Raw genomic sequence first — 23,664 nt, forward strand, 5'->3', positions numbered from 1 at the left:
ACCGTGCGAGTCGGCCTCAGAGGCTTGTCTCGTCGAGCACCGTCGCCGCCAACTCGGCGGCGCCCCGGGCGATCTTGCGGTCGAGCAGGCGGAAGACCTGCTCGGCGCGGATCGCCGGCCACCGCTCGGGGAGATGTTCGGCCGGCAGATGGGGATCCCAGCGGACGACCTGCAGCCAGTCGGTGTGCAGAAGGATCTGGCAGGCGAGATCGTCATCCGCCACGGCGGCCGGCGGGCGGGTGTCCCACTGGTCCAGGAACGCCTGGTAGCGGGCGGCGATGCCGTCGATGTCGAAGGCGCGGCGGACCAGGTCGGCGGAGCCGGTGAGCCCCATGGGCCGTGCCTGCAGCGTGGTGACGTGGTCGTCGAGTCCGAGGGGTGCGAGGGCCTCCGCGACGTCCTTGGTGCCCGGGGCGATCCACAGGCCTCCCTGGAGCGAGGCGAAACCGGCCCAGGCCAGTCGGGAGCGCAGGTCGTGGCGTGCGTCCGCCCGGTCGTTGGGGAGTGAGAAGGCGACCACGGTCCAGGTGCCGTCCCAGTCCCGGTTGACCGCGCCGGTGTCCCGGACCCGTCGGCGACCGTCCCGCAGTACCTGGACGGCGTGCTCGGTGAGACCGAAGTAGGCCTTGCGGCCTCTGCGATGCCGCGTCAGAAGGTCACGCCTGGCCATGCGGGACAGCGTGGAGCGCACCGCGTCCTCGGACACTCCCAGACGGGCGAACACGTCGATGATGCTCCCGGAGTACACGGCGACGTCACGCTCCAGCACGTAGATGCCCAGGAAGCTGAACATCAGCGATTGCGGGCGGGCCGAAGTCGCCGCAATCGGTGCGCCCTCGTCTTCGAATCTCACGCCAAGAGGGTAGACGAGGCGCGCAATGTTGGTCACAATCCTGACGCAGAACAAATAACTGCCCGACTTTGGGCGATCGGCCGGCGGACACCGGCGGCCGTACCGGGAGACGGCCGGACACGGCTGACGACCAGCCGGGCCGACCGCGGCCCCACCATCCACCGGGTGCATCTCGTCGCCACTTGCTGCGAGCGCCCCGTGCCGGACGGGCATCCCCGTCATCCACCAGAGAGGTCACACCCCGTCTCGGGCCGATGCACCTCAGCGACAGCAAGGGAGCTCACGACATGCAGGCCGCTTCTCCACACCAAGCAACGCAGGATCCCTCGCAGTTGCGCCGGGCGGTGACCTCCAGCTTCCTGGGGAGCGTCATCGAGTACTACGACTTCCTGCTGTACTCCACCGCGTCGGCCGTGGTCTTCGCCGACGTGTTCTTCTCCAACCTCAGCCCCGTGGCCGGCACCCTCGCCAGTTTCACCACCTTCGCCACCGGCTATCTGGCCCGGCCGCTGGGCGGGATCATCTTCGGGCACTTCGGGGACCGGCTCGGCCGCAAGCGGATGCTGGTGGTGACGATGTCCCTCATGGGCGTCGCCAGCTTCCTCATCGGCGTCCTGCCCACGTACGGCCAGGCCGGCACGCTGGCCCCGGTCCTGCTGCTGCTCCTGCGGATCGTCCAGGGAGTGGCGGTGGGCGGTGAGTGGGGTGGTGCCGTACTTCTCTCGGCCGAGCACGCCACCGGACGGCGAGGACTGTGGGCGAGCTTCACCAACGCCGGGGCCCCGGCGGGCATGGCGCTCTCCACCGTCGTCCTGTCCGCGACCTCCGGCGCCGTCGGCGAGCAGGCCTTCCTCGACTGGGGCTGGCGCATCCCCTTCCTGCTGAGTGTGGTCCTGCTGGCCGTCGGCCTGTTCGTCCGGCTGCGCGTCACCGAAACGCCGGTGTTCGCCGAGGCCGAGGAGAAGGAGAAGGAGAAGAAGCGGGAGTCGACGCCGCGCCGGTCCCTCCCCCTGTGGGACGTGCTCCGTCACCACCCCCGGGTACTGCTGCTGAGCATCGGCGTCGGCCTGTCCGCGTTCGTCTTCCAGGGCACGGTGACGACGTACATCATCTCGTACGCGGTACAGGGCGGCTTCGCACGGCAGACGGTGCTCAACGGCCTGGCGGTGTCCTCCGCGCTGGCGATGTTCGGCATCGTCGGCTGGTCGGCGCTGTCCGACCGCGTGGGACGGCGTCCGGTGGTCATGGCGGGCGCGCTCGCGGTGGGCGCCTACTCCTTCGCGCTGTTCCCACTGGTCGACACGGGCAGCACGGCGCTGCTCGTCCTGGCTCTCGTGATCGGGCAGTCGCTGGTGCACCCGATGATGTACGGCCCGCTGGCCGCGCTGTACACGGAACTGTTCTCCACCCGGAGCCGTTACACCGGCGCTTCCCTCGGCTACCAGATCGCCGGCCTGGGAGCGGGCTTCGCCCCACTGATCTTCACCGAGGTGCGGGCCGACGCCGGTGACGGGGCGATGCTCCTCGTCTCCACGATCATCGCCGCGTTCTGCCTGGCGACGGTGGTGTGCCTCGCCCTGCTCGGCGAGACCAGCCGCACCGACCTCACCGGCATGTCCACGGACTCCTCGGCACCGCTGCCCGTCAACGGCCAGGCGGAGGCTGCTCAGCCTTCGTGAGCTGCCGCCGGCGCCTGATCGGGGGCCGACCCGCGGTCCGTGGCAAGGAAGGCCCCCAGGCGGCCGGCCGGGAGTCCGGTCTCTCGCCTCACCGTCCTGGGGGCCTCGCCGACGGTGCACCCGGCAGCGCTCGGCCCGCTGCACACGCTTCCGACGCACCACAGCAGAGAAAGTCGCCCAGAAGCGCGCGAGTCGGAGCGGGTCGTGCCGGCGCCTGCCCGGCCGGTGCCACCCGGCCAACTGATCGAGCCCCGCGGTCGTCTGTTGTCGAGCACGCTCGACGCGGCAGTCCGTCTACGACCTCACAGGCTCGCGAAGAGGCCGTCGAGCGGGGGCGGTGTCCGGTCCGGTGCGAGGGCCTCCACGAGGAGACGGCCGTAGCGGATCTTGCGGCCCTTCTTCGTGCCGAGGAAGCGCCGCACCTGCTGATGCGGGCGCCGGTTGTGCTGTGCGGGCTGGCGCTGGAAGGTCTGCCAGGCGCGGAAGTCGCCCTCGGCACGGAGGATCTCCTCGACTCCTGCCACGCCGAGCGCGCGGATGAGTTCGTCCTCCAGGTCCGCGGTGCACACGTAGATGTCCTGGAGCGGTGCCCGGGCCCGTGTCAGGCCGCGCTCGTAGAAGCCCTTTTCGCCCTCGTCGCACAGTCCTCTCAGGCACAGACCGAGGCCGGGTGGCCCGAGGAGGCCGGCATAGCGGCCGACGCTCATCGCCCCGCCCATCGGCACGACACACACTCCCTCGGCGGCCAGGTCTCGGCCACGTCGGGCGGCCAGCGCCTCGACGGCCGCGAGATCGCTCAGCCCTTCCAGGAGTACCGCGGTCCGTAGCCCCAGGCTTTCCGCCAGATCGCGCGCCGGCCCGTCGGGACCGCCCGTCGCCCAGCTGGTGACCGCATCCTGGAACGCATTCATCTCCGCCATGGGACGAGTCTGCGCATCCACCGGTGGCGCTGCACAGGATTATTCGACGGCGTCGGCCGGACACGACCTGCGCCCCACTCACCAGCGCGGCAGGCCCATGCCGCACGAGGGCGGCGTCAACGGCGAACTGTCCGCCGCCGTCCAGTCCTTGAGGCACAACGCAGCGGACTCGACCGGCCTGCCGAACGTCCGCTCAGCGCGCCCGCTCCCAGACCGGTGCGGCACCCGGAGTCAGCAGGTGGTAGTCGGGTGCGTCCCGCAGTGCCAGCTCCGCGCCGCCGGGCGTGTAGATCGCGATGATCCGCAGCTGCCGCCAGCCGGTGTTGAAGGTGGAGTGCGGGGTTCCCCTGGGCACGAACACGAAGTCCCCGGCCTGCACCGGGAACTCCCCGGAGTCACCCACGGTCTGGATGCCCTCGCCGTCGATGAAGTACAGGACCTCGTCGGAGTTCGGGTGGGTATGCAGGGCGTGCCCCTTGGCGGGGTTGATGATCACCTCACCCGCGGTGAGGGGTGCGCCCGGGAAGTGATCGGCGCTCACTCCCCACTTGATGCTTCCCCAGTCGAAGACCTCGGTCGGCAGCTCCGACTGCACGGTCTGCGCCCTCGTCTCGGATCCGCTCACGATTCCGCTCCTCTCCAGCACGTGTGTTTTCCGGCCCGCACCCGCCCTCAGGGCCGGATGACGACGGACTTGAACTCTTCGGTCTGCCGGCGGATGCCCGCTTCCGTCGGCAGGCGTTCGATCGAACTCGCGCCGAAGAAGCCCACGACCCCGTCCGTGTGCGCGAGTACGTACTGTGCGTCCGCGGGGTCCGCGATGGGACCGCCGTGGCACAGGACGAGGATGTCCGGGTCGACCGCGACCGCCGCGTCCCGCATCTGCTGGATCCGCTCGACGCACTCGTCGAGCGTGAGCGCGGTGTGGGCGCCGATGGCGCCCTTGGTGGTCAGGCCCATGTGCGGGACGAGGACATCGGCGCCGGCCTCGGCCATGGCGGTGGCCTGGGCGGCGTCGAACACGTACGGCGCGGTCAGCAGTCCGCGTTCGCGCGCGGCCGCGATCATCTCGATCTCCAGGTCGAAGCCCATCCCGGTCTCCTCCAGGTTCTGGCGGAAGACTCCGTCGATCAGCCCCACCGTGGGGAAGTTCTGCACGCCGGCGAACCCGGCCTCCTTGACCTGGTCGAGGAAGCGGCCCATCACCCGGAACGGGTCGGTGCCGTTGACGCCCGCGAGCACGGGCGTGTCCTTGACCACGGGAAGCACCTCGTCCGCCATCTCCATGACGATGGCATTCGCGTCGCCGTAGGCCAGCAGGCCGGCCAGGGAGCCCCGGCCGGCCATCCGGTAGCGCCCCGAGTTGTAGACGATGAGCAGGTCGATGCCGCCCGCCTCGGCCGACTTGGCGGAGATGCCCGTGCCGGCACCGCCGCCGATGATCGGCCGGCCTGCTGCCACGGTCTTCCTCAACCGTCCGAGCGCCGTGCTCCGGTCCATGATCGCGTTCCTTTCCGCCCACGCGTGGGTGGGCACCAACTGCCGGGCCGTGCGGGCCGGTTGATTCGAGTCGGGACCGTCACCGGGGCGAGGTGATCAGCCGGTGCAGATGCCGGGCGGCATCGCGCCCGAACCCGGGGTCGTTGATGTACTGATCCACCTCGACGATCTCGGCCGGCGACCCGGTGAGCGCGCCGCGCAGCGCGGCGAAGAGCTCCGCGTCCGCCGCGGCGTCCCGGAACGGGCCGCCTTCCTGGTCGATGCCGCTCACCCCGCGCAGCGGAAGGAGTACCGTGACCGGCCCGCGGGCGCAGGACACCTTCGCACCGATACGCCGGCCGAGTTCGGCGTTCTCCTCCGGAGTGGTCCGCATCAGCGTGACCGTCGGGTTGTGGACCAGAAAGGTCCGGTCGCCGAGACCGGCGGGCACGGTCTCCCGCGGCCCGAAGTTGACCATGTCGAGGGCGCCGAGCGAGACGACCTGGGGGATGCCCCGTTCCCCGGCCGCCTCCAGCCGGTGCGGCCCGGCGCTGAGCACACCGCCCGCGAGATCGTCGGCGAGCTCCGTGGTGGTCAGATCGAGCACGCCCGCGAGCCGGCCGTCGCGCGCGAGCTTCTCCAGCGCGCGTCCGCCGGCACCGGTGGCATGGAACACGAGCGGTTCGTAGCCGAGTTCGGCCAGCTCCGCCCGCGCCTCGTCGGCGGCAGGCGTGGTCAGACCGAACATCGTCACCCCGACCAACGGCCGCTGCTCGCCGGCCGGTGCGCCGCGGCGTGCCTCCTGCGCCGCGGCCATCGCGGCGATCGCCGCGGCCGCGTTGCCGAAGACCTGCTGCGACAGGGAGTTGATCCCGGCGACGTCGACCACCGAGTGCATGAGCGTCACATCGCTCTCGCCGACGTAGGGCGAGACATCACCCGAGGCCATCGTGGAGACCAGCAGTTTCGGCACCCCGACCGGCAGGGCGCGCATCGCGCGGGACGCGACCGACGAGCCACCCGAACCGCCGACGGCGAGCACTCCGTCGAGTCGGCCCTCCGCGTACAGCGCGAGCGCCGTCGACGCGGCGCCGGCGGCCATCGCCTCCATGGCCGCACCCCGGTCCCGCGCCTCCCGCAGCGCCGTGAGATCGGCCTGTCCGGCCTCGGCGACCCGCGCGGCGGTGACGTCCGCGTCCGCTTCCGAGAACACACCGACGTCGACCGTGACGGTGCTCGCCCCGCGGGCGCGTACCCGGTCGGCGATCCAGGCGTACTCCGCACCCTTGGTGTCCATCGTGCCGATGAGAACGACCGTCGCCATCGTGCCTGCCTCCTGCTCTCCTTCGAGCCCTGTGCCAGGCATTGTCGCCACGCCGAGGCGGCCCTGAATGGTCCACTTGGGGCCGAGTGGACCAAGCTGGGAGGCGTGCGAGCGATGCGGACGAGCGAGGACGCCGAGCGGGTGGCCCGGCTGCTCGGTGTGTGGCGCGACGAGGCGCCCGTGAGCGTCCCGCTCCGGGACGCGCTCGCCGAGCTGATCGACGGCTCGTACCTGCCCGCCGGATGGCGCATGCCCGGTCAGCGCGCGCTGGCGACCGCGCTCGGCGTGGCCAGGGGTACGGTCGCCCAGGTGTACGCCGACCTCACGGCGAGCGGCCGCCTGACCGCGACCCGGGGTTCGGGCACGTATGTCCGGGGTGCCGTCGGCCCGGTACGGCCGGACGGAGGGCGGCTGACCTCGTTCGGCGACGGACAGGTGGTCGTCGATCTCTCCTCCGGGGCGCTGCCCGGCTCCGAGCTGGTCGCACGCGTGATGCCGGAGGTCGGCAGACAGCTGCGCGAGCATTACCTCCAGGACACGGGCTACCACCCCGCGGGCCTGCCGGAACTACGTGCCGCGCTCGCCGCCCGCTGCACGGCGCAGGGTCTGCCCACGCGGGCAGACCAGGTACTGGTCACCGGGGGCTCCCAACAGGCCGTCTGGCTGATCGCGACCGCCCTCGCCGGGCCCGGCACCTCGACCCTCGTCGAAGACCCCAGCTACCGAGGGGCGCTGGAGGCGTTGGCGGCCTCGGGCGGCCGCCTGCGGGGCGTCCCCTTCACCCCGGCCGGCATGGACCTGGGCCTTCTTGAGGCCGCCGTCGCCGACGCGGATCTGCTCTATGTACAGACCGCGCTGCACAACCCGACCGGCATCCACATGCCGGAGGCGCAGCGCCGCGCCCTCGCCGACATCGCGGCCAGGCACGGCACTCTCGTCGTCGACGACCAGTCGCAGTCGGAGCTCGGCTGGTTCCGCTCCGACCCGCTGCCGGGGCTGGAACGGATGGCCGACCCCGAACGACTGCTGATCGTCGGCACCTTGTCGAAACTGTTCTGGGGCGGGCTGCGCGTGGGATGGGTGCGAGGGCCCCGGGAGATCATCGGACGGCTCGCGGCGCTGCGCGGCAGCGTCGACCTGGGCGGTCCGATCGCCGAGCAATTGGCGGCGCTGCAGCTGCTGCCCCAGGCGGATCGGCAGCGGGAACTGCGCCGCGAGTTCCTGGCACGGCAGTTCGCGGTCACCGCGGAGGTCCTCCGCACGGTTCTGCCCGATTGGCGTTGGAGCACTCCCGTGGGCGGGTCGGGCCTCTGGACCGACACCGGTCAGGACGCCGTGACCCTCACGCAGCGTGCCCTGGCACGCGGAATCCGGCTCACCGCCGGTCCTGCGTTCTCTCCGCACGGCGGGCACCGCACCTTCGTGCGGCTGCCCGTATGGCACCCGCAAGGCCGTCTCGCCGACGCGGCTCAGATCATCGCCGACCTGCAGAGCACCCGGTCTCCGTGACGGCCGTCGCGCTCCACATCGGCTCCCGGATCAGCCGCCCACCAGACGACCGGAGACGGGGTCAGGACCGCCGTGGCAGGTCCACGCCCTTCTCCTTCGCCTGCACGCCACCCCTGCGCACGGTCACACCGAAGCCGGGCTCAGCCGCCGCGCCGCACCCGGGCCGCCTCGCGGGCCTCCGCGAGCTTGCGGGCTTCGCTGCTCTTGCGGGACGGCCTGCCACCGGAGCCGCTCTTCGCGTCCTTGGTGCTGCCCAGGCCACGGAACGGGGTGTTGTGGTTCTTGGGGCGCGGCACGGCCGCCCCGCCGTCGAGAGGCTTTCCGGAGGGGGTCCTGGCGCCGGTGATCCGGCTCAGCTCCGCCTCTCCGGACCGCACTTTGGTGACCTTGGGGGCGACGTCGGCGTCCGTCATGACCTGGCTCGTCTCGCGGCGCTGTCCCGACAGGGCGAGTGTCACGACGGTGCCGGAGCGGCCGGCCCGGGCCGTTCGGCCCGCGCGGTGCAGATAGTCCTTCGGGTCGGTGGCCGGGTCGACGTTGACCACGAGGTCGAGGTCGTCGACGTGCAGGCCGCGTGCGGCGACGTTCGTCGCCACCAGGGCGGTGACCTGCCCGTTCTTGAACTGGGCCAGGGTCCGGGTGCGCTGCGGCTGGGACTTCCCGCTGTGCAGGGCGGCGGCGGCCACACCACTGGCCCGCAGATGCCGCGTGAGCTGGTCGACGCCGTGCTTGGTGTCCAGGAACAGCAGGACGCGGCCGTCCCGGGCGGCGATCTCCGTGGTCACGGCGTACCGGTCCGGTCCGTGCACGACGAAGACGTGGTGCTCGATCGCGGAGACCGCGCTGGACGAGGGGTCCACGGAGTGGACGGCGGGGTCGCGCAGGTAGTCCCGCACCAGCTGGTCGACGTCGCGGTCGAGGGTGGCGGAGAACAGCATGCGCTGCCCGTCGGGTCGCACCTGGTCCAGGGCTTCGGTGACCTGCGGCAGGAACCCCATGTCACACATCTGGTCGGCCTCGTCGAGGACCGTGACGCGCACCTGTCCCAGCCGGCATCCCTTGCGGTCGATGAGGTCGTGCAGCCGACCGGGCGTGGCGACGACGATCTCGGCGCCGTCCCGCAGCGCGGCGGCCTGCCGTCCGATGGACACCCCGCCCACCACGGTCGCGAGCCGCAGCCCCAGTGCCTCGGCGTACGGGGTGAGCACCTCACCGACCTGCTGCGCCAGCTCCCTGGTGGGCACCAGAACGAGCGCCAGCGGCTCCTTGGGCCGCGCGCGCCGCCCGGCCGTCCGGGCGAGCATCCCCAGGCCGAAGGCGAGCGTCTTGCCGGATCCGGTGCGGCCCCGGCCCAGGACGTCCCGTCCCGCGAGCGCGTGCGGCAGCGCCGCCGCCTGGATGGGGAAGGGCACCGTCACACCGTGCTCGTCGAGCACCCGCAACACCTCGGCCGGCAGCCCCAGCTCCGCGAAGGACACCGCCGGGGTCGGAGCCGCGGTGGCGCCCGACGCCTCGGACACCTCGTCCTGCTGCCGGGCATCGGCACGTGCTGATTCGCTCACAGAAAGCCTTCCTCCGAGGGGACCGTACCGAGGAAGGCGCGGCGGGGACGCGGCCACCGGCCGGGGACCGTCAACCGGGCACCGGCACAGCGACGCTGCAAACGCCCCACGCTAGCACGGGGCATACCGCGCGGGCCTCACACGGCCGCGCCGCTCAGCCGCGGAACGACGGCCGGACCTGCCTGACAACCGTCGTGGTGCCTGGTCGGGGGCTGGTGGCATCATCCGCCGGGACGACCGCGTTCCCCTCGCGGACACCCGGGCGGAGGCGGCCCGGATGCTGAGAAAGGTGGCGACATGCTGGAGACGGTGGGCCTGACGGCCGACGAGAGCGAGGTGTACCGCCTTCTGGTCGCCACCGGGACGGCGTCCGCTCAGGACATCTCCGGCCGCTCGGCCCTCGACGTCGTGACCGCTCGGCTGCTGCTGCGCGCGCTGGAGCACAAGGGCCTGGCGTCGGTGGCCGAGGACAGTCCCGAATGGTTCACGGCCGTGCCGCCGCAGGTGGCCCTCATGCCCCGGCTCCAACGCCACTTCGACGCCCTGGAACAGACCCGGGCCGCCGTCCACGAACTGGCGGAGACCCACCGCCGCAGCGCATGGGCCCGGAGCACGGGCGAGGCCGTCGAGATCATCACCGGCGCGGCGGCACTGCGCCAGCATCTGCGCCAGCTCCAGGAGGGCGCCGGCCGCGAGATGATGTGGTTCGTGAAGGCCCAGTACGTGGCCATGTCCCCGGAGAGCAATCAGGAGGAGTTCGCCGCGCTCGACCGGGGCGTGCTCTACCGGGCCCTGTACGAGCAGGCCTACTTCGACGACCCCGACTCGGTGGACTACGTCGTCAAGGGCGTGTGCGCGGGAGAGGTCGCCCGGGCGGTGCCTCTGCTGCCGCTGCGGATGGCGATCGCCGACCGCTCGGTGGCCATCCTGCCGCTGGCCGCCTCGGGCACGTCCCGCAACCCCCGGGAACTGCAAGCCGCGGTGATCCGGGAGAGCAGCCTGCTGGACGCGCTCATCGCCCTGTTCGAACACCACTGGGAGATCGGTGCCCCGCTCCGGGTGACCGAGGAGGGCCAGATCGGCGGCGCCGGCACCGCGGATGCCGCCTCGCCGGTCGGGGAGGACCGGCACCTGCTCTCCCTGATGGTCGCCGGCATGACGGACGAGGCGATAGCCGGACAGCTGCGGGTCAGCAAGCGCACCGTCCAGCGGCGCATCCAGGGCCTGATGAGCCTGGCGGGCGTCGCCACCCGTATGCAGCTGGGCTGGCACGCGGCCCGCCGCGACTGGCTCTGAGCACGGCGGACACCGCACCGCACACGGACAGGGCCCACCGGAGGTGTCCGGCGAGCCCTGTCCCCGTCCGTCCGGCCGCCACGGCCGGGCGGCGCCACTCGCCATTCGCCACTCGCCACTCGCGGAGGCAGTCGCTCGAGGACGTGACTGCTCCGCGGAAGCAGCCACCAGAGGACGTGGCCGCTCCGCGCAGGCGGCTACTTGAGCAGATAGCCCTTGATGACGGTCTCCTCGAAGGAGTTGCCCGCCGCGTCCTCGACGTGGACGCGCAGGCTGACCGAGCCGCCCGCGGCGCGGCGCGGGTGGTCCACGGTCACGGTGCGCTCCATTCCGGCGCCCTTGACCCGCACCGACTGCCAGGTCCTGCCCTCGTCGAAGGAGACCTCGGTGGTGAAGACGCGGACGGGTGACACCGGGGCGCCGGCCGTCCGCTGGATCAGGACCGGGATGTCGAGCCTGCGGCCGGCCTCGGCCCGGTTCCACTCGTCCAGCTTCGGCGACATACGGACCGCGTACAGCGGCAGCGCCTGCCGGGTCGCCGTGGTCTGCGACCGGAACCGCCATTCCGCCCGCACACTCGTGGAGACGGAGCTGGGGGCCATGTCACGGTTGTGCTCGACCGTCAGACGGTAGTCGGCGGGGGTGGTGTCGGCCGGGACGTCGCTCATGCTCCAGTCCTGGGAGACCAGTTCGCCGTTGCGCCACAGCTTCACCTCGGGCAGACCGGCCGTGGTGTCGGCCACCAGGTCGAGGTTGCCGTTCGCGGCCGACTGGAACGGCCGGTACATCGTGTCACCCTCACGGAAGGCGGCCATCTGGGACGAGAGGCCCACGGCCTGGATCCCGCCGTTCCAGCGCTCCTCGACCTGGGAACCGGCCCGGTAGCCGTGCAGGTCGCTGAGGTAGCTCTGCCCGTGTGCGTCCGGGTCGAGGAAGCTGTTCTGGTCGAAGGCCGTCTGCCGGCGCAGTCCGTCGGCCGCCGAGAAGTAGTCGACGCGTCGCGACGGGACCGGGATCCCCTCCATCGCCCGTCCGCTGAAGCGAACGTTGTCGACGTACGTCCACACGATGCGGGTGGCCGTGGTTCCCGGCGCGGTGGCGGCGAACGTGGTGTTCACCCTGGCCAGCTCCGACTTGCGGGGGTGGTAGGCGGGGTCCGCCGGGATGGCGCCGTGCACCGGTCGCGTGAGGTAGTAGACCGAGGCGGGGTTCCCGTCGGGGCCGGCCGGGTCGCCCCAGACACTGGTGACGAGGTACGTGAACTTCGCGTCCTGGTACCGGGCCGTCGGCACCGCGTACACGCCGTCGATGTGGTCGGTGCCGATCGCGTCGTACATGGTGACCGAGAGCAGCTGGTCAGCCATGCTGATCGTGCCGATCTCGGCCGACATGATGCGCGCGGAGCGGCTCGGTGCCGACACCGTGACGGGCTTCGCCTTCCGGGCGTCGATGGTCACCTGCCGGTCGGCGCTCATCACGACCTTCGGCACGCCGACGATGGTGCCCTCGGTGAAGGTGGCGTCGAAGTAGAAGCCGCTCACCGAGTAGGTGTCCTTCGGCAGTCGCACCACCGTGCTGCTCTTGCCGAGCGCCTCGACCTCGTACGCCTTGCCGTCGGCCGAGTTGACGAGCAGGTAGGCGTTGTCGGGGGCGGCGCCCGTGCGGCTCTTCATGCCGATGCGCAGGTCGTAGGACGGCCGCTCGACGTCCATGCCGAACGGGACGCGCACCGACACCCGGTCGTCCGCGGTGCTCGCGGTCACCACGCCGCTGTAGGCGGCGTACGCCGTGGTGGCTTCCGGGGTCGCGGTGAGGGTGACGGCCGCGGTTCCGTGCGCGGGCACGGTGACCGTGTCGGCGCTGAGCCGGAACAGGCCGGCGGGAGCGGGCACGTCCTTCTTCCCGCTGCTCGGGTTGTCCTTCAGCCGCAGGGTGACCGGCGCGGCTCCCGGGTTGCGGTAGGTGATGGTCTTGGTCACCGGAGGCCGCTCGCCGTCCGTCCAGCGGATCAGCCCGAAGTCCAGTGCGGTGGTGTCGGCGCTGACGTCCTGGTCGACCGCCCGGGCGATGTCGACGCGTCCGGCGCCCTGGAAGTAGGCGCCGTGTTCCTTGGCGCCGGTCGCCGACTGCATCAGCCGGCGCTTGACCTGCTCGGCCGTCCAGTCTGGGTGCTGCTGGAACAGGAGGGCGGCGGCTCCGGTCACATGGGGCGTGGCCATGGACGTGCCGCTCATCGCGACATAGCCGTCATCGGCGGTGGTGCCGCCCGCTCTCGCGGCGACGACGTTGACGCCAGGGGCGATGATGTCCGGCTTGAGGCCGGAGTCGCCCACTCGCGGGCCGACCGAGCTGAAGACGGCGAGGTCGTCGTCCTCCTCGGCCGCGCCGACAGCCAGCGCCCGGTCGTCGGAGGCGGGCGAGGAGACCTTGTCGGGACCGCTGTTGCCGGCCGCGGCCACGACCAGCGTGCCGTAGTCGCGGGTCACGGTGTCGACCATGGCCTCGAGGGCGTCGGTCTCCGGTGTGTCCGTGTCGCCCAGGCTGAGGTTGATCACCTTGGCGCCGTGCTGGGCGGCCCAGGCCAGGCCCTCGACTATGGCGGAGTTGTCGCAGGTGCCGTCCGCGGTGCACACCTTGCCGGACAGGATCCGCACACCGGGTGCCACACCCTTGTACGTGCCGTCGGAGGCCGCGCCGGAACCGGCGACCGTGGAGGTCACGTGGGTGCCGTGGCCGTTCAGGTCGTCGGTGTTCGGCTCGGTGGTGAAGTTCGCGGACTCGGTGACCAGGCCCTTGAGGTCCGGGTGGTTCGGGTCGTAACCCGTGTCGAGCACGGCGACCTTGACGCCGGTGCCGGTGTAGCCCTTCTCCCAGGCGTGCGGGGCGCCGATGCGCGGCACCGTGCTGTCGAGCTGGATCCTGGAGTGGCCGTCCAGCCAGACCCGGCGCACGCCGGCTCCGAAGGACATGGCGTCCGCCCGGCCGGGGGCGATGCCCTTCCAGAACCCGGCGGCGTCCGCGCGGTGTTCGCCGAGGGTCGCGAAGGGGGTACCGCCGATGGGGCGGACGGTGTCGGCACCGGCGGCGGTCAGCTGTCGCCGGACGGTGCCCGCGTCGCCGGCGTACTCGACGATCAGCGGCAGGCTCGACCGCCGCGCGTACCTGCCCCGGACCAGGGCGGAGACGTCGAACAGCGCCTTGTCCAGGCGGCCCGTCGCGAGCAGCGGGAGCGTGTCGGCGGGTATGACCGTCCAGTCACGGCCGCTCTGGCGCTTGATGAACGCAACCCGCTCGCGGCCCTCGGCGGGCTCGACCGACACACTCTGCCTGCCGGAGGTGTCCGTCTCCAGCGTGACGCGGTCGCCGGTGATCAGGGTGACCTGATGGCGGGAGGTGATCTGTGTCCGGTCCGCTCCGGTCTGCGCGGCGGCTCCCGTTCGCCCGGTGTGCGGGCCGAGGTCCTGAGCGGCGCCGGGGGCGGCGGTCAGACCGGCCACGAGCGCCACGAGGGCGGCGGTCACCGCCGTATGCCGAGGCCGGGGAGGGCGGGCCCTGCGGCGCCACCTGTTGTTCATGTCTCTCATGGGAGGACAGCGTGGTGCCGTCAAGTGCCGAGGTCAGCACTTTGCCCTGTCCACCAGGCGTCAAGTCACCTTTACGCCAACCCCCATACTTCACAAAGAGGGCGGAAGCCTCCAGGTTCGCACCGACCGCTCACCCATGTACTCCGACCAGCATTTCTTTCTACGACATCTGCCAGGTCGTGCCGAGTGAGGGACCCAGGATCAGGACGGGTGCGTCGTCCGGTCCGCCGAAGCGGTATTGCAGGGTGTTCGGTGGCGTCTCGCTCACGGCATCGGACGATTTCACGCCGGGTCCCGCCCTCTTTGGACTTCTACTCACCGTCCGCCGACAACTCCCCCAAGGGAACTCGCCGGAACTCGATCGTTTCATACGCCGTCCGAACACCCGTTTCGTACAGGATTCCTATGCTCTCGCCATCCGTCTGAACGAGGTCCGAGTACCCGGCCTTCCGAGCGGACAAGGTCAGCGCCTTGCCGAAGGACCGCCCCCCGTCCGTACTGCTCCACAACGCCATCGCCGCACGGTCGGTCGGCACCGAGGGCCCTGAGAACAACAGGGTGCCTCTCTCCCCGGCCACTTGCAGCACGCTGCCCTCCACCAAGGGCACGTCGTTCAGCGAAGGCTGCTCCGCAAAGCCCCGGTCCAGGCTGGCACCCCCGTCACTGGAGTAGGCGTCCAGGCGGTTCCCCGAGCTCGTGCCCTTCTGGTTCCGGGCATTGAAATACAGTCGTCCGTCCGGCAGTTGGGCCGCTGTCGACTCGTTGGCGTTGTACACACCTTCGTAGGAATCGTCGATGAAGCCGAGGTGCCAGGACTTCCCCCCGTCGTCGCTGTAGATCGCGTGCGCCCCGTAGTACTTGGGCTCCTGGCCGGTGTCCGGCGACCCCGGAGGCGGCGCGGAAGAGTGGTTCGCCGGGACGACCAGCCGCCCCGCGTGGACCCCCCGCGTCAGCGCTATGGCATGGCCCGGCCCTGTGGCGTACCAACGCCAGTCCGGCCTCTTCACCGCCGAGGTGATCTCCCGCGGGGCGGAGAAGGAGCGTCCGTCGTCCTCGCTCGTCTGCACGAAGACCCGCCGGCCCTGCCGGCCCGTGGCCTCACCGCGCAGAATCCGCGCTTCGGTGACGTCACCACTGTGGTACGAGGTGACGAGCACGATGTTCCCTGTCCGGGGATCGACGACCGGGGCCGGGTTGCCCCGGGTGTTCCCCTCGCCCTTTGCGACGACTTGCAGCCGCCCCCATGTGCATCCGCCGTCCCACGACCTCCTGAGCACGACGTCGATGTCGCCGTGGTCCGCCCTGCCACCGACCCGGCCTTCGGCGAAGGCGAGCAAGGTCCCGCCGCGAGTACGGACGACGGCAGGTATGCGATAGCTGTCATAGCCTCCCGCCCCCGAGACATACGGAACCGAGGAGACGCATCTTCGTTCCGGCTCGGCATCCGCGCTGTCGGCCCGGTCCGCCCAGAACCGGACGAAGACCACGAGCGCAGCGATGCCGATCGCGACAGAGCCGAGCACGGACATACGACGGCTCGGGAAGGGACGGCTCATTGCTCTCCAGGTCAGCAGGACGATCCAGCCGAACCTAATGGCACGCCTGTGACGCGACAACGGCTTTGAGTTGAAGGAGAGATGAAGGACCGGGCGGCCAGGCACGCGCTCCGGTTCTGTCAGCCCTGCCATCGGAGGCCCCGCCAGAGTGACGCCGATATCCGGTGGGGCCTCCGCATTACTCAACCGACAGGACTCGTCAGCCGGAGGCGAAGAACTCGACGACGTGACGGGCTACTTCGTCCAGTGCGTCGAGGGAGTAGTCACGGCGCTCCGGCCCGGATTCCTCCACCCGGAATCCCGACCCGTCGCTACGGAGCCGGAACACCCGATCGTCCCGCCGGGGAGGGGGCATGGTGAAGCGGAGGTCGCCGTAGCTGATCTCCGGATAGAAACTCCTCAGTTCACCGAAAGGCGCGAGAGCGACGAGCAGCCGCTGGCCGCCCGTGTGGTGGACCGACTCCAGCAGGTCCTCCCACTGGGCTTCGGCGACCCTTCCCTCCAGGAACGCGCGCGCCAGCCTCCCTGGGGTCATGAACGGGAACTCCGACACGAAGTCGTCGAGGGGCTCGCCGCCCTGCCAGGCGGCAGCCGCCCGAAGCACCTGCTCGACGTCCTCGGTCGCTCCCCTCGCCCATTCGATGCCGGACTCGTGAATTGCCACGGGGAAGGACCTCTCCCAGGCCCCGACCTTGATCCAGACGTCACCACGATCAGTGGCAAGCATTGCCCCGGGTGTGCAGTCGTAGATTCCCTCGAGCTTCAGTCCGAGCCCCGCAGCCCGGCGCTCGAGCGCCTTGGCCAAGCCTTCGGACACGTCGAGGTCAGGGTAATGCAGGGCCGGATCCCATGAATCTTCTGGCAGCCTCTTGCTATTCATCCCAGGGAACCGAACCTTCGCACTTGCACATGGTGAACGGACTTCTGACCGGATCGAGTTTGCCGAACGTGGACCAGTCAGGCTCAGCGGGACGGGCCACCGGGACGGACTTTCCACCCGGACCCACTTCGTAGAAGTGCACGGAATCCCATGAACGCTGACCATTGGCAACCGCCCTGGCGATCCAGCTCATCTCGAGCTCTGTGGCCTTGCCTCCCTCGAGACCGTTCCTCGCCGCGCCCTCGAAATCTGTTTCCCATCCCGTCAAGTTGACGCGGAGAGTGACGTTGGGGTCGCCGATCATTCGCTCCACGGGGAACTTCCAGCCGTCATCCGGGTTGTTAATCATGTGGGTGTAGTTATTCGCCTCCGCCCACTCCGCGGTTCCCATGGTTCGCCACCCAAGGGCGAGATCACAGTTGTGCACCAGGATTGGCGTGGAACCGGCGAGCACATAGTACGTGTGGAGTTCCTCGACGGTGAGGTTGTACATGTCGCCCGCGCCGGCCCGGTGGCGCACGCCGACCAGGCGGACATGGCCGTCATCGGCGGTGCTGAGGTCGTGGCCCGCGGTGAGCTCGCCGGCCTGGATCCACGCGTGGGCCGTGGCGTCCCAGAACGGGTGCTTGAACGTGGTGGGGATGGTGGCCGTACGGCCCTGCTTGTCACGGATCCTCAGGTCGACCAGGTCCGTGTCGCGATGGCTGCCCTGAGCGGTGACCGTGCGTGCACCTTGGCGCCTGCCCGTCTTCGGATCCGCCGCCTCCACCTTGTCGCCGGGCTTGATCTTCCCGATCTGTTTGGTGCGCCCGTCCTTCATGAGCACGCGGGTCGAGGGGGTGAAGCTGCACAGAACCCGCCCGGCCTTGGCCATCGCGCCGATGAATCTGGTGGCGCCCCGCGCGATACCGCCGGCGTCCGCCGAGGACATGGCCATGCCGAGGGTGTCGCACTTGTCCTGGTTGTGGTTGAAGGCACATTGGTACCAGGGTTCGAGCATCGTCATGTCACCGAAGGCGGACATGACGGTCTTCAGGAGCTGCTTGTCGGAGTCGATCTCCGCTTGCGTGTAGCAGGTGTCGTACTTCGGGAGCGGCAGGACCGGATTGCCGAAGCACTTCGACGGCTTGAAGAAGTAGTTGTAGAGCTTCTGCGCCTCCTTCTGCCGCTTCTTCCTGAAGTATTCCTCGGTCTCCTTGTTGGCCTTGTTGACCTTCTCGATGTTCTTCTTCACGCACGCCGAGTCGCAGCTGTTGTCCTTGTGGCCGCACAGTTCGGGGTTGGCGTCGCACTTCGTGCGGCCCGTCGGGTCGCTGTAGGTGACCGGGTTGTTCTCCGTGTAGCTGTAGCCGTTCATCTGCTGCGGGTCGGTCGAGTCCATGACCGGGTCGACGCTGATGAAACGGCCGGTCGCGAGGTCGTACTCGCGGGCTCCGAGGTGGGTCAGCCCGGTCGTACTGTCGTCGGTGCCCCCGATGAAACCCTTCTGGCCGGGCCATGAGGCCGGTGCCTGGCCGCGGGCGGCGCCGAAGGGGGTGGAGCGGCGCTGCTGCATGGACAGGTCGGTCGCGTTGACGGCGAGTTCGGAGGTGCCGTGGTGGTCGCCGAGGAGGAACGACAGCTTGCCGTCGTCGGTGCGGATCGCCTGGTTGCCGCCGCCGAGGTCGTAGTAGCGGGTGGCCTTGGCGGTGGTGGCGCCCTTGGCGAGGGTGATCTCGGTGGAGCCGAGGTAGAGCGTTGTGTCGGCGTCGGTGCGGCGGATCAGGCGGTTGCCGTCGGCGTCGTAGACGTAGGAGGTGGTCTTGGTCCCCTCGGTGACCTTGGCGAGGTGCCCCTCGGCGTCCCAGTCGAGGGTCTGCTTGTCACCGCCGATGGTGCGGGTGTGCGTGTTGCCGACCGTGTCGTACGTGTAGGTGTCGATCGCCGAGCCGTTGGCCGAGGCGGTGGTGACCTGGGTCAGGCCGTGCGGCCGCGGCGACTTGGGCGTGGGGTACTCGTAGGTGCGCTTGACGTCCTTGGCGGCGTCGCCGGCGGTGTCGTGGAGCGTCTCGGTGCGCCGGTTGCCCGTGGCGTCGTAGGTGTACGACTGCCAGTAGGGCGCGGGACCGCCGAGCAGGGATCCGGCCGTGGCCGAGCAGCCGGTGGTGCCCTGGGCCCAGGCCTCGGTGAGGCGGCCGAGGTGGTCGTAGCCGAAGCACTGGTTGTCGGTGCCGTCGCGGGACACGTCACTGATCGACGTGATGTTGCCGGCCTGGTCGTAGCCGAAGGTGGACGACTTGTCGACGCCGGGCACGCCCTCGCGGTCGACCCGCGTGTTGTCCAGGCGCTGGGTGCCCCACTGGTAGGTGTTGGTGACCTGGGTCTTCTTGCCGCCGCTCTGGTAGGTGAACTGCAGCGCCTTGCCGGTGTAGCTGTAGGAGGTGCCGGTGATGTACGTGACGCCGCCCGTGCCGGAGAGCGTCACCGGGCGCAGGATCTCGTCGTACGTCGGGGTGAGGACGTCGGCGGCGAGGCTGCCCGCCGCCGGGTAGCTGCTCGACTGGACGGTGCCGTCGGGGTTGTACTTGATGTTCGACTGGTAGGCCCCGGCCAGGGCGCCCTCGGACGCCGGGATCGTGGTGGTCACGCGGTTGGGGCGGTAGAGCGTGTCGTAGATGTTGTAGGTGGTGGTGTACGCGCTGCCGCTCGCGCCGTCGACGTAGCGGGTGGCGGAGGCCGGCTGGCCCTCGTAGCCGGCCGGGTCCCAGACCCGCTTGGTCAGCAGCGGGCCGGTGGCGGTGCCGTCGTGGGTCTCCAGCTCACGGCCCAGGCCGTCGTAGACGTGCGTGATGGTCTGCTTCGGCACGCGGTCGTCGGTGCTGGTGATCAGTTGATTGCGGTCGTCGTAGGTGTAGGTGCTCTCGCCCTTGTCGGGGTCCTTCGACCAGTTCTTGTTGCCCCGCTGGTCGTAGCTGTACGCCCACTGGTTGCCGACGGGGTCGGTGACCGCGGCCAGCCGCCCGGCGGGGTCGTAGTCGTAGTGGGTCGTGGACGGGGTGCCGGTCGGCGTCGCGGCGTCGTACTGCAGCAGGTCGGTGGTGCGGCCGCGGACGTCGGTGATGGTGGTGCTCGGGGTGCCGCCGGCCGGCGGGGTGACGGTGGTGCGGTCGCCGCCGTAGCTGGTGCTGGTGGTGGCGAGCACCGTGCCGCCGTCGCCGTTGCCGGCCACCTGCTGGGACTTGGTGACGCGGGCGAGGCCGTCGTAGGTGTTCCAGGTCTGGGTCTCCACCGCAAGGGCGTCGTCAAGCTTGAGCAGCTCGGTGGAGGGTGCCTTGGTGTTGTAGTACGGCGCGAAGACCTTGGCCGTCAGGCCGCGTTCGTCGTAGAAGACGTCGTTGACCAGCATGCCGCCGGACGGGCCGGGGCCCTGGGTCTGACGAGACCGCAGAAAGCCGTCGTACAAGGTGTACGAGGTGCGCTGCCCGCCGTCGTTCTTCAGCGTCTTCGTGGCCACCGCCACCGGCTTGCCGTCGGTGATGGTGTAGTCGAACTCGTAGTTCGGGGTCTGGTTGTTGGCTTTGGAGCGGTCGGGCAGCCAGATCTTGAGGCCGCGGCCGAGCGCGTCGTAGGTCCTGTCGGTGCGCTTGTTGTTCGTGTCCAGCACGGTCACGGGCATTCCGCGCAACGTGTCGTACGTGGTCGTGCTGGTCTGGGCGGTGGAGGCGGTGCCCGGGGTGGCCGGCGGGGTGGTGACGGTGACCGTGGTCGGGAAGCCGGTGGTCGGGTTGTACGCCGTGGTCGTCGTCCGGCCGTCACTGCGGGCGGTGCGCGTCGGGGTGCCGGTCTGGGTCGCGGTGACCGTGCCGGTGATGTCGGTGCTGGTGAGCTGGCGACCGTAGGTGGTGTCGTAGGTGACGCCGGACTCCAGGTAGGTCGCGGTTGTGCCGTTGTGCGACTTCAGGCTCGCGATGCGCGTGGGGTCGCCCCTGGTGGGGGCGGCGTTGTACGCCTGGCCGTCGTAGGCGGTGCGGATGTCGGACAGAACGTCCTTGCTGCGGTCCGGGGTGGCATCGCACTTGACCGCCACGGTCTCCACCCGCGAGGGCTTGGTCAGTATCCAGTCGGCGATGTTGTCGACGTAGGTGGTGCGGGTGCACTGGTCGTCGGCCGCGGTGCCGGTGCTGCCGAAGTCCTCGAGCTGTGTGACACGGCCGGCGGTGTCCTCGTAGGTGTTGGTCTGGTAGGTCTGCCGCCACTTGTCGCCCACGCCGTCGTCGAGCGAGGTCCAGGTCCGGACGGAGGCGGTGCCGGTCAGGTTTGCGGTGGTGGTGCCCCACGCCCGGACCCGGCTGGCCGTCTGGTGGTGCCAGGGTGTGCTGACGGTTTTCTCGAGCACCCGGCCGCCGGGGCCGCTGTAATCCTCGGTCTTGTACTCGAAGCCGGCTGCGGAGTCGTGGTCGGTGATGGTGCCGCCGTTGTCGTCGGAGACACTGGCGGACTTGGTGCCGCCGGACGGGGCCGCCCGGTCGCCGTCCATGCCGCGCAGGAAGTAGTGGTCGGTCTGCGACTTCATGCCGACCGGGTCCTGGCCGCCGGTGCGTTCTCGTACGTGGCCGTAGCCGCGCCACTGCGACCAGGTCTTGTACTTCTCCTTGGTCAGGCCGTCATCGTCGGCGTAGTGCCAGGCCGCGCCGTCGAGGTAGTCGTAGCGGGTGACCATGTCCGGCGAGGAGTTGGTGCGGTCGGTCTCGGTGACCGACGCCACCACGTACTTGTTGAACCACTGCAGGCTCGGGTCGGCGTCGCCGGACTTGGTGAAGTAGACCGGGTAGCAGCGGGTGGTATTGGTCTGCGGGGTCGGCAGGTTGCCCGCGTCGCAGGCCGCCGCGGAGTAGTTGACGTCGATCTGGCCGCCGGACTCGTCGGCGACGGCGGAGAGGCGCTCCTTGATGAACGGCGCGGTGTTGTCACCGGGGATGTCGAGGCGGTTGGCGTCCTGGTGGTATCCGAAGGTCACCTTGGGGAGGGTGACCTCGGGGGTGGCCGACCTGCCGGTGTGCTGGATCGAGTCGAGCAGCAGCTGGTAGTCGATGTCCGCCATGCCCCAGCGGTGGCCCAGCGCCCAGGTGTCGACCGGGGCGTACGTGCCGTCCGACTTCAGCACTTGCGTGGTGACATCGGTCAGGCGCTTACGGGTCCAGAAGCTCGGGGAGGCGGATTTGGTGCAGTCCTCCCCGGACTTGCAGTTCAGGTCCCAGGGCGTGTCGTACCAGTAGAACTTCTTGTCGTCGATGGTCGAGGCGTCGCAGGTCACGCCGGTCTGCGGCAGGCAGCGCTCGGCCGAGGTGAAGGAGACCTTGGCGAGGGCCTTGGCCGAGTAGACGGTGTCCTTGCGCAGGCCGTACTCGATCCGGTCCAGATAGCCGCCGCGGTCGTAGGCCGTCTCGTCGGCGACCGTGAGGTTCCGGGCGTAGTAGTTGGATTCCTTCTTGTAGTAGTAGGCGATCGCGTTGCCGTGGACGTCGACGGCGTAGTCGAGGTTCCAGCGGTAGGCCTGCCGGCACCAGGAGTCGGCGAAGGTGGCGGCGTGGCAGGGCTCGTTCGCGTCGTCGCCGTAGACGGGGGTCGTCCAGGTGGAGTCGGTGGTGTCCTTGCCCGATGCCCAGCCGGGCAGGCGGTTGTAGCCGAAGAAGTACTGGGTGCCGTCGGTCGTGGTGACCTTCCAGTACTCGTCGTTGCGGGCGCCGTTGGAGCGGACGTCGGTGGTGGTGCCGTAGACGCGCTGGATCTTGGTGCCGTCGTCGCCCTTGATCCTGAAGGCGTCGGTACCGGTCGGGATCAGCTCTCCGGCACGCCCGTTGAACGAGATGGTGGCGTTGTCGTACGCCCAGCACAGGTCGCCGGGCTTGTTGCCGTCGGCGTTCTTCACGTCGTCGTCGGCACAGCCCTTGTAGCTGCGCTCGATGGAGCCGGGCCACAGGTTGAAGCCGTCGCCCGCCCAGGAGGACTGGTTGTTGGTCGAGGACGTACGGCCGTCGACGCCCCCGGAGGAGTAGGACAGGCCCACGCTGGGCGCGAACTTGCCGGGCACGCCCGGCACGGGCATGTCGTACGACCAGGAGAAGCTCCCCGAGTTCAGGCTCGTCGACCAGGTCGCGGAGGGGGACAACTGGCTGGCGGTGTAGTCGCCGTGGTCGCTGGAGGCACCGCCGGCGGCGGCTGTGGTCGCCGCCAGCATCATCGGCTCGGCGCCCGCGATGCTGACGTCACCGGACAGCTTGGTCCCGTCGTTACGGGCGTCGACCGGCTGCTGCGTGCGGCACTCGGCACGCTGCGGGGTCGTCGCGGCGCAGGCGGGCAGCCGTACCAGCTTCAGGCGGGCGGCGTAGGCACCGCCGTACGCCTGCGCGAAGGCGGAGTGGTCGACGCTGACGCCGACCTTGGTGCCCTGGGCACCGGTCCCGCGCCGCACGGAGAACAGCAGGCCCTCGACACCGGCCTTCCGGGCGGCCTTCGCGTCCAGCACGCGTACGGTCGCGGCACCCTTCAACGCCGTCGGCGCCTTCTTCGCCGCGGGCGCCGTCAGCGACACCGGCAGCGTTCCCGCGCGCCGCGTGACCGCCTTCCCGCCCGGTCGCAGGGTCACCGTTGCCGACCCGGCCTTCGGCCATGTGTGCCGCGGCGCCACGGGCGGCACCTTGCGCTGCCCGTCCGTCCCCCGCGGCAGCGACTTCACCGTGTGCCCGGACAGCGCCTTCTCCGAGGCCGGGACCTTCGGCATGTCGTCCGCCTGCGCCGACGACGGCGTGAACGCCCCCTGCAGCAGTGTTCCGACCAGCACCGCGGACACCGTCACGGCGACTCTGCGCCGTGCTCTCGCCCGTCCCCATCTATCCAAGATCATGTGTTTCCCCCATTCACCCGCTGGTTGATTCCGACGCCACAGCGACCCGGCGGCCCCATCGGAACCGTGGCCGCCCGCGAATCGACCCGCCCTCGCGTGGAGTGCGGGTACGAATGCCACCCGTGCGCGGGGAGCGGGC

The 23,664-nt window shown here is 70.2% G+C and carries 13 protein-coding genes; 3 read left to right on the forward strand and 10 right to left on the reverse strand.

Annotated elements, in window-relative coordinates; all coding sequences use genetic code 11:
* Positions 1-16: 16 nt before the first annotated feature.
* Positions 17-853 (reverse strand): PaaX family transcriptional regulator, encoded by an 837-nt coding sequence (locus tag ACZ5K7_RS13295; protein ID WP_468913082.1) that lies wholly within the window; start codon positions 851-853, stop codon positions 17-19.
* Positions 854-1,140: 287 nt separating this feature from the next.
* On the opposite strand from ACZ5K7_RS13295, the gene ACZ5K7_RS13300 reads away from it, so the two are divergent.
* A complete protein-coding gene (locus ACZ5K7_RS13300; protein WP_468913084.1) occupies positions 1,141-2,532 on the forward strand; it encodes an MFS transporter in 1,392 nt (463 codons plus the stop codon).
* 302 nt (positions 2,533-2,834) lie between these two features.
* Here the strand turns inward: ACZ5K7_RS13300 and ACZ5K7_RS13305 are convergent, their stop codons facing one another.
* The 4 genes from ACZ5K7_RS13305 to ACZ5K7_RS13320 all read right to left on the reverse strand — a co-directional run bounded on the left by ACZ5K7_RS13305 (position 2,835) and on the right by ACZ5K7_RS13320 (position 6,255).
* Positions 2,835-3,452 (reverse strand): TOPRIM nucleotidyl transferase/hydrolase domain-containing protein, encoded by a 618-nt coding sequence (locus ACZ5K7_RS13305; RefSeq protein WP_351711527.1) that lies wholly within the window; start codon positions 3,450-3,452, stop codon positions 2,835-2,837.
* Positions 3,453-3,645: 193 nt separating this feature from the next.
* Positions 3,646-4,077, reverse strand: coding sequence for a cupin domain-containing protein (locus ACZ5K7_RS13310; protein WP_468913086.1), 432 nt, complete (start codon positions 4,075-4,077; stop codon positions 3,646-3,648).
* Positions 4,078-4,124: 47 nt separating this feature from the next.
* Positions 4,125-4,952, reverse strand: a complete 828-nt coding sequence (locus ACZ5K7_RS13315) for a phosphoenolpyruvate hydrolase family protein (protein ID WP_468913087.1) — start codon at positions 4,950-4,952, stop codon at positions 4,125-4,127.
* 79 nt (positions 4,953-5,031) lie between these two features.
* Positions 5,032-6,255 (reverse strand): Tm-1-like ATP-binding domain-containing protein, encoded by a 1,224-nt coding sequence (locus tag ACZ5K7_RS13320; protein ID WP_468913088.1) that lies wholly within the window; start codon positions 6,253-6,255, stop codon positions 5,032-5,034.
* 114 nt (positions 6,256-6,369) lie between these two features.
* On the opposite strand from ACZ5K7_RS13320, the gene ACZ5K7_RS13325 reads away from it, so the two are divergent.
* A complete protein-coding gene (locus tag ACZ5K7_RS13325) occupies positions 6,370-7,764 on the forward strand; it encodes an aminotransferase-like domain-containing protein (protein WP_468913090.1) in 1,395 nt (464 codons plus the stop codon).
* A 140-nt stretch (positions 7,765-7,904) separates the two neighbouring features.
* Here ACZ5K7_RS13325 and ACZ5K7_RS13330 read toward each other — a convergent pair whose 3' ends face one another.
* On the reverse strand, positions 7,905-9,284 hold the full coding sequence (locus ACZ5K7_RS13330; protein WP_468913258.1) for a DEAD/DEAH box helicase: 1,380 nt from the start codon (positions 9,282-9,284) through the stop codon (positions 7,905-7,907).
* Positions 9,285-9,623: 339 nt separating this feature from the next.
* Here ACZ5K7_RS13330 and ACZ5K7_RS13335 point away from each other — a divergent pair, with 339 nt between their 5' ends.
* Positions 9,624-10,622 carry a helix-turn-helix domain-containing protein gene (locus ACZ5K7_RS13335; protein WP_468913092.1) on the forward strand — a complete coding sequence of 333 codons (999 nt, stop codon included), beginning with the start codon at positions 9,624-9,626 and terminating at the stop codon, positions 10,620-10,622.
* A 197-nt stretch (positions 10,623-10,819) separates the two neighbouring features.
* Here the strand turns inward: ACZ5K7_RS13335 and ACZ5K7_RS13340 are convergent, their stop codons facing one another.
* The 4 genes from ACZ5K7_RS13340 to ACZ5K7_RS13355 form a co-directional block, all read right to left on the reverse strand.
* Complete coding sequence (locus ACZ5K7_RS13340) at positions 10,820-14,143, reverse strand: S8 family peptidase (RefSeq protein WP_468913093.1); 3,324 nt, start codon at positions 14,141-14,143, stop codon at positions 10,820-10,822.
* 374 nt (positions 14,144-14,517) lie between these two features.
* Positions 14,518-15,894, reverse strand: coding sequence for a sialidase family protein (locus ACZ5K7_RS13345; RefSeq protein ID WP_468913095.1), 1,377 nt, complete (start codon positions 15,892-15,894; stop codon positions 14,518-14,520).
* A 67-nt stretch (positions 15,895-15,961) separates the two neighbouring features.
* Positions 15,962-16,579, reverse strand: coding sequence for a hypothetical protein (locus ACZ5K7_RS13350; protein ID WP_468913097.1), 618 nt, complete (start codon positions 16,577-16,579; stop codon positions 15,962-15,964).
* Between the two features lie 55 nt (positions 16,580-16,634).
* Complete coding sequence (locus tag ACZ5K7_RS13355) at positions 16,635-23,477, reverse strand: polymorphic toxin-type HINT domain-containing protein (RefSeq protein WP_468913099.1); 6,843 nt, start codon at positions 23,475-23,477, stop codon at positions 16,635-16,637.
* Positions 23,478-23,664 lie beyond the last annotated feature (187 nt).

The organism is Streptomyces sp. NPDC031497, from assembly GCF_055580905.1.